Genomic DNA, 13691 nt, shown 5'->3' on the forward strand with positions numbered 1-13691 from the left:
CTCGGTCGGTCGTGCGGTGGGGGCGCGTGAGAGCGGCGGGCCGGATTCCGACCCGCCGCCGGGTGCAGGCAGGTGCCGCCGCGTTGGGCGGCGGCGGGGTGTCAGGCGCCGGGCGCCTGCGCCAGGCGCGGCGCGGCGGGGGCCACCGGCCGCAGCAGCTCGGCGGCGGCGGTCAGCTCCGCGGAGGTGCCGGCGACGTAGCCGTCGGGGCGCACCAGCACCAGCCGGGCGCCGGCGAGGTCGCCGGTGGGGCCGGGGTGGTCGGCCGGCAGCAGGTAGGTGTGCTCGGGCGGCAGGCCGCCGCCCTCGACGCGGGCGTGGTCGGCGGCGGTCAGCAGCACGTGCGCGCTGAGGCGGTCGGCCATGGGCGCGGCCTCGGCGAGCACGGCGGCGGCGCCGGCGGTGTCGGCGCCGGGCAGGACGAGCAGGGTGTGCCGGGGCGCCTGGAGGAGCGTGGAGAGGCGGGTGCGCGCGCCGCCGTCGGCGGGCACCAGCTCGGCGTCGGCCAGCCCGCGGCGCAGCGCGCGGCGCCCGCCGCCGGGGCCCACGGCCGGGCTCTTGCGGTAGTCCAGGTCGATCTGGGCCATGGCGGGCACCAGGCGGCGCTCCAGCAGGCCGCTGCGGGCGGCGCGGCCCATGAGGGTGTCGCGCGCCCAGCGGCCGACGGGCGAGCGCACCGTCCACAGCCGGGTCTGGGTGTGGGAGGAGCGCATGACGTCGGCGGCGACGGGTTCGCGCTCGGCCTCGTAGCTGTCCAGCAGCGCGTCGGCGCCCGCGCAGCCGCGCTGCACCAGGGCGAGCTTGAAGGCGAGGTTGGCGGCGTCCTGGATGCCGGTGTTGAGCCCCTGCCCGCCGGCGGGGCTGTGCACGTGGGCGGCGTCGCCGGCGACCAGGCAGCGCCCGGCGCGGTAGCTGGTGGCCTGGCGCAGGTGCACCAGGAAGCGGGTGCTCCACTGGAGGTCGTGGATCTTGAGGGGGAAGGGGGCGCGCTCGTCGGCGAGGCGCTGCAACTCCTCGGCGGTGGGCGCGGTGTCCAGGTCGCCCACGGTGGTGGCGTCGGCGAAGACGCGCAGCTTGCCGTCGGGCAGCGGCACCAGGACCAGGACGCCGGCGGGGTCGAGGACGTAGTGGGCCTCGCCGGGGACGACGGGGTTGTCGATGTCGCCGTCGCCGAGGATGAAGCTGCGCCCGTAGGTGCTGCCGCCGAAGGTGATGCCCGACAGCTCGCGGACGGTGCTGTGGTTGCCGTCGCAGCCCACCACCCAGCTCGCGGTCAGCTCCTCCTCGTCGCCGTCGGGGCCCTCCAGGCGGACCTCGACGTGGTCGCCGCGGTCGGTGAGGGCGGTCAGGGCGGTGCTCCACTCCACGGCGCCGCCCAGCTCGGCCAGGCGGGCCACCATGACCTCCTCGACCTGGGGCTGGGTGATGATGAGGGGGTTGGCGGCGCCCTCGGCGACCGATCCGGCGCCGAAGCGCACGGTGGCGAAGTTGCGGCCGCGCGACCAGTAGCGGGCGGCGGTCATGGGGATGCCGCGGGCGATGACCTCGTCGGCGATGCCGTGGCGGGCGAGCACGTCGAGCGCGCCGTCCCACATGGTGAGCGCCCGGGCCTGGTGGGTGGGCCGGCTCGCGGCGCGGTCGACGACGCGGCACTCCACGCCCTGGCGCAGCAGCTCGCCGGCCAGCGCGAGTCCGGTGGGGCCGGCGCCGACGACGAGCACCGGGACGGTTGGCTTCACGGGATCGGCTCCTTCGTGTGACAAACGGCGGGCTGCGCAGGTGTACTCCTACGTGCTCAAGGATTGAGCAGGTGCAAGGCGCCGTTCATCGCCACGCGGACGCATTCGGTGTGCCACTTCCGGTCCGCGCAATACCACTAAGGAAACATTTTCTTCCCACCTTGGATGCTTCTACCTGTTGGCCTGCGGACCCCGCTGCTAGAAATGTCGTTGAAGCCCGTTTTCCAGGGAAGCCCCGAAAGTCCAGCCAGCATACACGTGGTCTGCGTCACAGAGAACCCGTCCTGAAAAAGCTCTGTGCGAACAGTAACCGATCGCTCACGCATTCGACAATCGCTTACTTCCGAATTGATGAAGATACGAGGGCTTAGATGATTTACTTCAGCGTTCTCGGCTCGTTGGAGCTGAGGACGGATTTCGGAGTCCGGTTACCGAACGGCGTCAAGGTGCGCAAGGTTCTCGCACTGCTGCTGCTCCGCGCCAACCAGGTCGTCGACGTCGACACCCTGGCCGAGGAGCTGTGGGACGACCGCCCGCCGCAGAACGGCACGGGCACCATCCGCACGCACGTCTACCACCTGCGCCGGGCCCTGGCCCAGGACCCGGCCACCCGCGAACTGGCCGAGATGCTCACCACCGAGCGCACCGGCTACCTGCTGCGGCTCCAGCCCGAGCAGCTCGACGCCACCCTCTTCACCGAGTACGTCGAGCAGGGCCGCGCCCTGCTGCGGCAGGACCGGGTGGAGGACGCCGCGCGCCGGCTGCGCGAGGCGCTGGGGCTGTGGCGGGGCCGGGCGCTGGCCAACACCTCGGTGGGGCCGGTGCTGGCGCGCCACGTGACTTACCTGGACGAGGTGCACCACCACGCCCTGGAGCTGCGCATCGAGGCCGACATGCTGCTGGGCCGGCACCGCGAGCTGGTGCCCGAGCTGCGCTCCCTGATCGCCACCAACCCGCTCAACGAGTGGTACCACGACCAGCTCATCACCGCGCTGCACCGCTCGGGGCGCCGCGGCGAGGCGCTGGCCGCCTTCCACGACCTGCGCCGCGTGCTCAACGAGGAGCTGGGCCTGGAACCGTCCCAGGAGGCGCAGCGCCTCCAGCACGAGATCCTGATGGCCGACAGCCGCCGGGGCGCCCGCGCCGTCGCGGTGCCGGCGCGCTTCCGCGCGGTCTCGTGAGCGTCCGCCCCACCCCGGCCGCGCCGCTTCGCCCGGCCCCGTCGGCCACGGGAGGCGCGGCCCACCGCGCCTCACCGCGCACGATCCTGAGGAGTGCAGTGCAGATCGAGACGCAGATCGAGATCCTTGGCAACGTGTCCATCGTGGCGCGCGGCCAGCGCCACCCGGTCCGCGCCAACAAGGTGCGGACGATGCTGGCAACGCTGGCCCTCAGCCCCGGCGTGGCCATCTCCCACGACGAGCTGTGCGACGAGCTGTGGTCCACCGCCACGCTCGGCAACTCCCGCAACGCGCTCCAGGCGCACGCCACGCGGCTGCGGCGGCTGCTGGAGGGGCAGGCCACCACCCGGGGCGCGGGCGCCGGCCTGCTGCGCAGCGTGCGCAACGGCTACGTGCTGGACGTCGCGCCCGAGGCGGTCGACGGCAACCGGTTCCTCGACCTGGCCGCGCAGGGGGGCGCGGCCGTGGCCGACCGCCCCGAGCGCGCCGTCGACCTCCTCCAGCGCGGCCTGGAGCTGTGGCGCGGCCCGGCGCTGCTGGACGCCGGCGACGGCCTGCGCTGCCGCGCCGCCGCCGCGCTGTTCGACGAGCGCCGACTGACCGCCTGGGAGGACCTGGTGGCCGCCCGGCTGGCCGTGGGCGACGAGCGCCGCGCCGTGCCCGAGCTGCGGCTGCTGGTCGCCCAGCACCCGCTGCACGAGCGCTTCTGCGAGCAGTTGATGCTCGCGCTGTACCGCTGCGGCCGCCAGGGCGAGGCGCTGGAGCTGTTCCACCGCACCCGCCGCCTGCTCAACGCCGAGCTGGGCCTGGAGCCGGGGCTGCCGCTCCAGCGCCGCTACTCCGAGATCCTCAACCACGACCCGGCGCTGGCGCCGACCGGCTGAGACCGGTCGGGCGCCCCGCCGCACCGCCGCGGACCCGCCAATGCGTAAGCCCGCACCTGCTGGTGCGGGCTTACGCGTTGGCGGGTCCGTGCCCGTGCCAGGTGGCGCGCGCCTGTCTTCGGGCGTCCTCTTTCCCGCTGGGGGGCGCGTCCCCGCTTCCCGTGTGTCCCGTGCCTCGTCCCGTTCGCGCGCCCGCGCCCGCGCGACGGCGGCCGCGCCGGCGCCGCTCGCCGTCCGGCCCGCTGTGCTGGGCGAACGCGCCCGCGGCGGCGTCAGCCCGACGTCAGCGGCGTGTCAATCGGCGATCAGCGCCCTGGGTCAGACTCAAAGTGCGACTCGCCGGACCGCCGACCGGCCCGCGATCCCAGCCGCCGTGCCGCCGAAGGAGCGCGCGACCATGACCGCACACCGCTGTTCCCCCCACCCCGCCGGCCCGTGCCGGCGCCCCGGCCGCGCGGACGCGCGATGACGCGCGCCGCCGTGCTCGCCGGGGTGGGCTCCTTCCTGCCGCCGCGCCGGGTGACCAACGACGACCTGGCCGCGTCCATGGACACCAGCGACACCTGGATCCGCACGCGCACCGGGATCCGGCAGCGGTTCTTCGCCTCCGAGGGCATGGCCACCTCCGATCTCGCGGTCGAGGCCGGCGCCCAGGCGCTGAAGTCGGCCGGCGAGACCTCCGCCGACGCCGTGGTGGTGGCCACCATGACCCCCGACCGCCCCTGCCCGGGCACCGCGCCCACCGTGGCCACCCGGTTGGGGCTGGGCGGGGTGATGGCCTTCGACATCAACGCCGTGTGCACGGGCTTCGTCTACGGCCTGGCCACCGCGCAGGGCCTGATCAGCGCGGGCACGGCCGACCGGGTGCTGCTGATCGGCGCCGAGACCCACTCCAGCGTCCTCAACCCCGACGACCGCTCCACCTCGGTGATCTTCGGCGACGGCGCGGGCGCGGTGCTGCTGCGCGCGGGCGGCGGCGACGAACTGGGCGCGCTCGGCCCCACCGTGCTCGGCAGCGACGGCGAGGGCGCCGACCTGATCACGGTGCGGGCCGGCGGCTCGCGCCAGCGGCTGTCGGGCACCGCGCCCGACCCCGCCGACCACTACTTCGCCATGCAGGGCAAGGCGGTGTTCTGGCACGCCGTGACCCGCATGGCCGAGTCCTGCCGGGCGGTGCTGGAGCGCGCCGGCCGGCGGCTGGACGAGGTGGACCGGCTGGTCAGCCACCAGGCCAACCTGCGGATCATCAACCACCTCGCCGACGAACTGGGCGTCCCCCGCGACCGGGCGCTCGTCAACATCGACCGCGTCGGCAACACCGGCGCGGCCTCCATCCCGATCGCGCTCGCCGAGGCCGACGCCGAGGGAGTGCTGCGCGCGGGCGAGCACGTCCTGCTCACCGCCTTCGGCGGCGGGCTGACCTGGGGCTCGACCGTGCTGACCTGGCCGGGGCTCCAGCGGACCTGACCCGGCCCGCCCCGGCCGCGCCGCGACACGCGGCCGGCACCGACCACGCAAGACCCGACCAACGAGGAGCCTGGACCATGAGCACGACCACGACCTACGACCAGCTTGTCGACATCCTGGTCACCCGCTTCGAGGTGAGCCGCGAGGACATCTCCCCCGACGTCACGTTCGAGGCGCTGGAGATGGACTCCCTGTTCCTGGTGGAGCTGCTGCTGGTGATCCAGTCCGAGATGGGCGTGACCATCAGCGAGGACTCCGCCTCGCCCAGCGACACCGTGGGCCAGGCCGCCAAGCTCATCGACGCCGCGACCGCCGCGGCGGGATCGTGAGGCGCCCCGATGTCGCGGTGACCGGGCTGGGCCTGGTCACCGCGGCGGGGATCGGCACCGAGGCCAGTTGGGCGGGGGTGTGCTCGGGGGTCTCCGCGGCCTCCCGCAACCCCGAACTGGCGGGCCTGCCGGTCGACATCTCCTGCACCGTCCCCGACTTCAACCCCAACAAGCTGGTGGGCCGGCGGGCCTCGCTCATCTACGACCGGTTCGTGCAGATGGCGATCGTGGCCGCGCGCGAGGCGGTCGCCGACTCCGGCCTGGACCCCGAGACCTGGGACGGCGCCCGGGTGGGCGTGGTGCTGGGCTGCGGCATGGGCGGGCTGCGCAGCTACGACCAGCAGCACAAGCGGATGAACGAGGTCGGCCCGCAGGCGGTGTCGGCCCTGCTCATCCCGATGATGATCCCCAACATGGCCGCCGGGCACCTGGCGCTCCAGTTCGGCGCCACCGGCCCCAACTTCGTGACCGCCACCGCGTGCGCCTCGGGCGCCACCGCGATCGGGTGCGCGCTGGGGCTGCTGCGCGACGGCACCTGCGACGTGGTGATCACCGGCGGGACCGAGGCGGGCGTGCTGCCGGTAGTGACCACCGGGTTCGCCCAGATGGGCGCGCTGTCCACCAAGCGGCTCGACGCGCCCGAGACGGCGTCGCGGCCCTTCGACGCCGACCGCGACGGGTTCGTGATCGGCGAGGGCAGCGGCATCCTGGTGCTGGAGCGCGCCGAGCACGCGCGGGCGCGGGGCGCGCGCGTGCACGCCCGGCTGGCGGGCTACGGCGCCTCCGACGACGCCCACCACATCACCGCCCCCGACCCCGAGGGCACGGGCGTGACCCGGGCGCTGACGGCGGCCCTGGCCGACGCGGGGGTCTCCCCCGCCGAGGTCGACCACGTCAACGCCCACGGCACCTCCACCCCGCTCAACGACGCCGCGGAGGCGCGGGTGCTGCGCCGGCTCATCGGGGACCGAGCGGCGGTGACCTCCACCAAGGGGGTCGTGGGGCACACGCTGGGCGCGGCCGGCGCGATCGAGGCGGTGTTCTCGGTCCTGGCGATCGAGCACAGCACCGTTCCGCCGACCGCCAATCTGGAACTCCAGGATCCCGAGATCGAACTCGACGTGGTCGCGGGCGCGGCGCGCGAGCACAAGTCGAATGTCGCGGTAAGCAACTCGTTCGGCTTCGGCGGACAGAACGCGGTTCTGGTTTTCACGTCGGCGGCCTAGCCGCCGACCGGCCGGAAGTCGCGGTGCGCGCGACGGACGCGGCGGGTGTGTAACACGGTTGAAACACCCCGCCGCGTTCTCGTGCCGCGACGATGGAAAGGGAATCAAACTTTCCACTTGGCATCCGCATCCGGCCATTCCGGGAAAGCGAATCTGGCGCCGATTATGCCGATTTCTCCGGTAACCGCGTATCGTATGATTCCGACACCGCGGCCGAATGGAGGAGGTTCCCACGTCCGCCTCGCGCTTTCCGTGGCACACGGTCGCGGCCGGTTCGCACACCCACCGTCGCGGGCCGTTCGGGGGCACGGAGAGCCGGTCCGGCGCCGCGCGCCGGGCACACGGCCGCCTCGGCGGGACGGGCGGGGACCATGGGCCAGCAAGCGGCGACCGGGGCGATCGCGCCCAGCGGCTCGCTTGGGCACGACGAGCAGGCGGGGGCGGGCGCCGGGGCGCGGCATGCGGCCGGCGGTCCACGGACCGCGCGCGCGAGGGGCGCCGCCCTGTTGAGGGGCGAACCCCCACGCGGCCGAGCGCGCACCCCCCGAGGTCGGAGGGGCATGCCAGGCAACAGTAGGGCGAAGAGCGTACGCCGGGGGATGCTGCGCAAGGCGCGCGGGCACTCCCACCGCGACCGCAAGGAGAGGGTGCTGGAGGCGTTCCGGTCCCGGCTGCTGACGCTGGGCAACGCCGTACCCGACCCCAAATCAATGGAGGAGATCCTGCGGCAGGCCGACGCCGCGCTGGAGGACTGCTTCGCCAGCGTGCGCAGCGGCACCGTCATCATCGACCACGGCAGCATCCCGCGCCGGTCGATGGCCCAGGACCGCGCCGACTGCGGCGAACTCGACACCGCCGAGATGCTGCGGGTCACCGACATCCTGTTCCAGGTCGCCTCCGAGGCCGCCACCGAGCTGTTCCGCGAGGAGCCCGACGGCGTGCACGCGGTGGCGCTGTGGCTGCGGGCGCTGCACGAGAGCATCTCGGTGCGGGTGGTGGGCCTCATGCAGGGCCACGACGGCGGGGTGCGCCGCCCCAGCCAGGAGATGCTGGCGGCCGACCGGCGGCGGCTGGCGCGCGACGTCCACGACTGGATCGGCAGCGGGATCAGCCTGGTGCACCGCAACCTCGACCTGTACGAGGTCTACAGCGAGCGCGGTTCGCCCGAGGCCAAGACGCGTTTCACCATGGCCCGCAAGGCGCTCAACGACCTCATGGACGACGCCCGGCGGCTGGTGGCCGAGCTGCGCACCTACCGCGCCAACGGCGACATCGCCGAGAAGCTGCGCATGTTCGCCCGCTGCGCGCTGCCCGAGACCAAGTTCGACGTGCGCGTCAGCGGCGACGAGTCGCTGGTCCCCCGCCACCAGCGCGAGGAGCTGTTCGTGATCATTCGCGAGTGCATACGCAACGTCGACAAGCACGCCGACGCCTCGCGGGCGTCGGTGGTCGTGGAGATCATGCCCGAGACGGTGAGCGTGGTGGTGGAGGACAACGGGGTGGGCTTCGCCCCCGAGGACCTGCCGGGCCTCGCCGACCCGACGCGCGGGCACGGGCTCATCTCCATGCGGGAGCGGGTGGAGCAGCTCGGCGGCGACATCAAGATCGGCAGCGGCCCCACGGAGGGCACCCGCGTCGAACTGACCGTCCCCCTCCCCTGGGCCCAGCGCGCGGCGTCGTGAAGGTCGTGAGGTAGGGGCGGCGGGCCCTGCCCGTTCCCAACGCGCGCGGCGGGAACGGGCGGGGCCGGGCGGAAGCCGGGGACCGCGGCCATCGGTTCCGCTCGCGGATGGCCGGGGTGGTCACGGGGCGCGAGCCGGACCGATGCCCGCCGGACCGGTTCTCATGTGTTTCTCATCCGACTCCGATTCCCTGGACGCCCGATGACCACCCGACCCACCACCCCAGCGCCCACCCGGCCGGCCCCGCACGCCCGGCCCGGGCGATCCCCCCGCCCCGGCCCGCCCTCCGCCCGCGTGACGCCGCGCCCCCAGGTCCTCGTCGTGGACGACGAACCCAACATCGTGGACATGGTGACCACCGTGCTGGACTTCCACGGCTTCGCGACGTCGTCGGCCGCCACCGCCGCCGAGGCGGTCCAGGCCGCGCGCCTGCACCGGCCCGACCTGGTGGTGCTCGACGTCATGCTGCCCGACGGCGACGGCTTCGAGGTGTGCCGCGTGCTGCGGCGGGAGCTGCCCCGGCTGGGCATCGTGTTCCTCACCGCCAGGGACGCCCACAGCGAGCGCGTGGCCGGGCTGACGTTCGGCGGCGACGACTACGTCACCAAGCCGTTCAACATCGACGAACTGCTGGCACGCGTGCGCGCGGTGCTGCGCCGCACCCTGCCCGAGGGCGGCGACGAGCCGGCGGATCCGGTGCTGCGCTTCGCCGACGTCGAACTGGACGAGCGCGCCGCGACCGTGCGCCGCGCCGGGCACCCCGTCGCGCTCTCGCGCACCGAGTTCGACCTGCTGCGCTACCTGATGATCAACCGGGGCCACGTGCTCTCGCGGGGCCAGATCATCGACGCCGTGTGGAGCGCCGACTACACCGGCAGCTCCAACATCGTCGACACCTACGTCGGCTACCTGCGCCGCAAGCTGGGCGCCCACGGCCCCAACCTCATCCAGACCCAGCGCGGGTTCGGCTACGTGCTGCGCGAGGAGGGCGGGTGAGGACCCGGTTCGGCCGCCCGCGCACGCTGCGCGGCCGCATCCTGGTGGCCATCACCGCGCTGATGGCCGTCGCGCTGACCACCGTGGCCGCCGTCAGCGCGGTCTCGCTGCACGACTACCTGATGAAGCGCACCGACGAACGCGTCACGGTGGCCGCCGAACTGGTCCGCGCCGGCCAGAACCAGGTGTTCTCCCACGTGCCGGCGGAGCTGGTGCGGCGCGTGGCGGTGCCCTCCGACTTCGTCATCGAGATGCGGACCGACCCGCCCGGCGGGGGCGCGCCGCGCGTGGAGCGCCTCCAGGGGCGGGGGCCGCTGCTGATGGCGGGCCTGGACCCCGCCTCGGCCCCGGACGACGTGTTCACCGTGCGGCGCGACCACCGCCCCTACCGGGTGGAGCTGGTGCCGCTGCCGTCCTATGACGCGACGGTGCTGATCGGGCTGCCGCTGGAGCCCGTGCACGCCATCGTGCGGCGGCTGCTGCTGATCGAGGCGCTGGCGGGCACGGGCGTGCTGCTGGCCGTGGCCGCCGCGGGCTCGGCCGCCGTGCGGCGGGGGCTGCGCCCCCTGGACGACGTGGTGGCCACGGCCGAGGCCATCGCCTCGGGCGAGCTGGACCGGCGGGTGCCGGTGCCCTCGGCCGAGGCCGCCACCGAGGCGGGGCGGCTGACCGCCTCGATCAACCGGATGCTGGAGCGGCTCCAGGCCGCCCTCAGCGCCCGCGCGGAGTCGGAGGAGCGCATGCGCCGCTTCGTCGCCGACGCCTCCCACGAGCTGCGCACCCCGCTGACCTCGATCCGGGGCTACCTCCAGATGGTGGCCCAGGGCGTGGTGGACGTGCGGCGCCGCCCCGACGTCATCACCCGCTCCGAGCAGGAGTCGGCGCGCATGGCCGCGATCGTGGACGACCTGCTGTACCTGGCACGGCTGGACGAGCACCCGGTGCCGCGCCGGGAGGTGGTGGCGCTGGGCCGGATCGTGGCCGACAGCGTCGCCGACGCCCGCGCCGCCCAGCCCGCGCGGGCCTGGCGCGCCGAGATCGCGGTGGAGGGGCTGGTACTGGGCGACGAGCAGGGCCTGCGCCAGGCCGTGGCCAACCTGCTGGCCAACGTGCGGGTGCACACCCCCGACACCAGTCCGGCGGCGGCCGTGCTGCGCCGGGAGGGGGACCGCCTGGTGCTGTCGGTCAGCGACTCCGGGCCGGGCGTGCCCGAGGAGTCCGCGCGGTTCGTGTTCGAGCGGTTCTACCGGGGCGCGGCCTCCACCCGGCGGCCCGGCAGCGGGCTGGGCCTGCCCATCGTGCGGGCGGTGATGCGCGCCCACGGCGGCGACGCGGAGTTCACCTCCTCGGTGGCGGGGGGCACCACCGTGCGCCTGGTGTTCCCGCCCCTGGGCGCCGCGCGGTCCGGGACGCCGGCGCGCCACGGCGCCGACCTCCGCGGCGACCTCCCCGCCGGTCTCCCCGGCGCCCCCGCCGGGCGCGGGCCGGCGGCCGCGCCCGGCGGCGCCGACCGTGACGACTCTCTCGCCGCCGCGTCCGGGTTCTCATCGCCCTCTCATCGTCCTCGGGATGCCGCCTCATCCGCATCCGGTGTGCTGTCGGCAGACCGCAGCACACCGGTACGGAGAGGACAGACGAGCATGGCCCAACTGCTGTATCGCCTGGGGAGGTTCGCGTTCCGCAGGCGGTGGCTGGTGCTGGTGACCTGGCTGGTCGTCCTCGCCGGCGCGGCCGGCGCCGCCGCCGCGTTCCGCGTGCCGCTGGACGACACCTTCAGCATCCCCGGCACCGAGTCCCAGGAGACCCAGGACCTGCTGCGGGAGCGCTTCCCGGCGGCCGAGGGCAGCACCGTCACCGTGGTGCTGCGCGCGCCCGACGGCGCCGACATCGTGGAGGAGGAGCGCTACGCCGACGCCGTGCGCGCGACGGCCGCCGAGCTTGAGGACGTCGCGGGCGTGGAGTCGGTCACCGACCCCTACGCGGCGCTGGCGCAGGCGCGCGACACCTACGACCAGGAGATCGCCGACGCCGAGGCGGAGGCGGTCGAGCAGGCCCGCGAGCAGGTGGAGCAGCAGGTCCCGCCGGGCACGCCCGGCCGCGACCAGGTGGTCGCCGGGCTGCTGCCCGAAGCGGAGGACCAGGCGCGCGCCCAGGTCGCGCGCGAGGCGCCGGAGTTCGACCGCGACGAGGTGGTCTCGCGGATCCCGCTGTTCGCCGAGAGCCGCACCACCGCCCTGCTCCAGGTGCGGCTGGACCAGCCCGACGGCCAGGTGGACCGCGACACGGTCGAGGCGGTGGTGGCCACCGACGGCCCGGCCCGCGACGCCGGGATGGACGTGGAGTACGGCGGCCAGGCGGTGTCGGTCACCCCGCCGACCGTGGGCGCCGGCGAGGCCGTCGGCGTGGGCGCCGCGCTGGTGGTGCTGCTGGTCAACTTCGGCGCCGTGGTGGCGGCCGGCCTGCCGGTGCTGATCGCGCTGTTCGGCGTGGGCGTGGGCATGGCCCTGCTGCTGGCGACCTCCAGCCTGCTGGAGCTGACCAGCACCGCGCCGATCATGGCGATGATGCTGGGCCTGGCCGTGGGCATCGACTACGTGCTGTTCGTGCTGTCGCGGCACCGCCGGCAGTTGGCCGATGGCATGGAGCCCGAGGAGTCGGCGGCCCGCGCGATCGGCACGGCCGGCAGCGCGGTGGTGTTCGCGGGCGTGACGGTGGCCATCGCCCTGCTGGGCCTGCTCGTGGTGGGAATCCCCTTCCTCACCGTGATGGGCCTGGCCTCGGTGGTGACCGTGGCGGTGGCGGTGCTGACGGCCATCACCCTGCTCCCGGCGCTGCTGGGCTTCCTGGGCCGGCGCGTGACCGCGTGCCGGCTGCCGGTGCTGGGGCGGCGCGCCGACGCCGCGATGCGCTCGGAGCGCACGGTCAGCGCCCGCTGGGTGCGGCTGGTGACCCGCCGCCCGCTGGTGCCGATGCTGGCGGTGCTGGCCATCCTGGTGGCCGCGCTGGTGCCGCTGCGCGACCTGCACCTGGGGCTGGTCAACGACTCCACCAGCGCCGAGGACACCACCCAGCGCCAGGCGTACGAGATCATCACCGAGGAGTTCGGCCCCGGGTTCAGCGCGCCGCTGGTGGTGGTCGCCGACCTCACCGGGGTGCCCGACGCCGCCGCGGCGGCCGAGGACGCGGCCGAGCACCTGGGCGACCTGGAGGGCGTGGCGGAGGTCGCGCCCCCGCAGCTCAACGACATCGGGGACACCGCGATCGTGTCGGTGGTGCCCGAGCACGGGCCGTCGTCCCATGCGACGGAGGACCTGCTGCACGAGGTCCGCGCGCAGGCCGGCGACATCGACCGCGACACCGGCGCGCGGATCACGGTGACCGGCTCCACCGCCTCGGCGATCGACGTGTCCCAGCGCCTCCAGGACGCGCTGCCGGTGTTCCTCGCGGTGGTGGTCGGCCTGGCGCTGGTGCTGATGGCGATGGTGTTCCGCTCGGTGCTGGTGCCGCTCAAGGCCGCGCTGGGGTTCGTGCTCAGCGCCGGGGCCGCGCTCGGTGTCACCGTGGCGGTGTTCCAGTGGGGATACGGCGCCGAGCTGATCAACGTGGTGCCGGCGCCGACGCTGCTGGCGTTCATGCCGATCCTGCTGATCGGCATCCTGTTCGGCCTGGCCATGGACTACGAGGTGTTCCTGGTCTCGCGGATGCGCGAGGAGTACGTGCACGGCGGTGACGCCCGCGCGGCCATCACCACCGGGTTCACGCAGGGGGCGCGGGTGGTCACCGCGGCGGCGGTGATCATGGTGGCGGTGTTCGCGGCGTTCGTGTTCGGCCACAACGAGATGGTCAAGCCGATCGCGTTCGCGCTGGCCGCCGGTGTGCTGTTCGACGCCTTCCTGGTGCGGATGACCCTGGTGCCGGCGGTGATGGCGCTGTTCGGGCGGGCGGCGTGGTGGCTGCCGCGCTGGCTGGACGCGCTGCTGCCCAACGTCGACGTCGAGGGCGAAGGGCTGGCACCGGTACCGGCGCCCTCCGGCGCGGCCGGCGGGGCCGGCGCGCCCGGTGCCGGTGCCGGCGAGGCGGACGGCGCCGAGGCCGTGCCGGCCGCTGAGGCGGAGCGGGGCGCCGCCCGCCGCTGACGGGCGGCGCGGCGGGGCGCATGGGGGGCGGGGCGGCGGCCCGGACGGTGT

General features: G+C 74.6%; 9 protein-coding genes. 8 read left to right on the forward strand and 1 reads right to left on the reverse strand.

Going from position 1 to position 13691, the window contains the following annotated elements; all coding sequences use genetic code 11:
• Window positions 1–101: 101 nt before the first annotated feature.
• A complete protein-coding gene (locus LG943_RS17280) occupies window positions 102–1739 on the reverse strand; it encodes an FAD-dependent monooxygenase (protein ID WP_270073330.1) in 1638 nt (545 codons plus the stop codon).
• Window positions 1740–2185: 446 nt separating this feature from the next.
• On the opposite strand from LG943_RS17280, the gene LG943_RS17285 reads away from it, so the two are divergent.
• The 8 genes from LG943_RS17285 (at window position 2186) to LG943_RS17320 (ending at window position 13640) form a co-directional block, all read left to right on the forward strand.
• Complete coding sequence (locus LG943_RS17285; protein ID WP_270073331.1) at window positions 2186–2920, forward strand: AfsR/SARP family transcriptional regulator; 735 nt, start codon at window positions 2186–2188, stop codon at window positions 2918–2920.
• 98 nt (window positions 2921–3018) lie between these two features.
• Window positions 3019–3804: an AfsR/SARP family transcriptional regulator gene (locus LG943_RS17290; protein WP_270073332.1), complete on the forward strand. Its 786-nt coding sequence runs from the start codon at window positions 3019–3021 to the stop codon at window positions 3802–3804.
• A gap of 465 nt (window positions 3805–4269) precedes the next feature.
• A complete protein-coding gene (locus LG943_RS17295; RefSeq protein ID WP_270073333.1) occupies window positions 4270–5271 on the forward strand; it encodes a beta-ketoacyl-ACP synthase III in 1002 nt (333 codons plus the stop codon).
• Between the two features lie 77 nt (window positions 5272–5348).
• The gene (locus tag LG943_RS17300; RefSeq protein ID WP_270073334.1) at window positions 5349–5600 is read left to right on the forward strand and encodes an acyl carrier protein; all 252 of its coding nucleotides are present in this window, start codon (window positions 5349–5351) and stop codon (window positions 5598–5600) included.
• On the forward strand, window positions 5597–6826 hold the full coding sequence (gene fabF, locus LG943_RS17305; RefSeq protein WP_270073335.1) for a beta-ketoacyl-ACP synthase II: 1230 nt from the start codon (window positions 5597–5599) through the stop codon (window positions 6824–6826). Before LG943_RS17300 ends, fabF begins: the two co-directional genes overlap by 4 nt.
• Window positions 6827–7425: 599 nt before the next feature.
• Window positions 7426–8508, forward strand: coding sequence for a sensor histidine kinase (locus LG943_RS17310; RefSeq protein WP_270073336.1), 1083 nt, complete (start codon window positions 7426–7428; stop codon window positions 8506–8508).
• A gap of 294 nt (window positions 8509–8802) precedes the next feature.
• Complete coding sequence (locus LG943_RS17315) at window positions 8803–9504, forward strand: response regulator transcription factor (protein ID WP_270073337.1); 702 nt, start codon at window positions 8803–8805, stop codon at window positions 9502–9504.
• The gene (locus tag LG943_RS17320) at window positions 9501–13640 is read left to right on the forward strand and encodes an MMPL family transporter (protein WP_270073338.1); all 4140 of its coding nucleotides are present in this window, start codon (window positions 9501–9503) and stop codon (window positions 13638–13640) included. The genes LG943_RS17315 and LG943_RS17320 overlap by 4 nt, the downstream gene beginning before the upstream one ends.
• Window positions 13641–13691 lie beyond the last annotated feature (51 nt).

Source organism: Streptomonospora mangrovi (assembly GCF_027604915.1).
Lineage (GTDB): Bacteria > Actinomycetota > Actinomycetes > Streptosporangiales > Streptosporangiaceae > Streptomonospora > Streptomonospora mangrovi.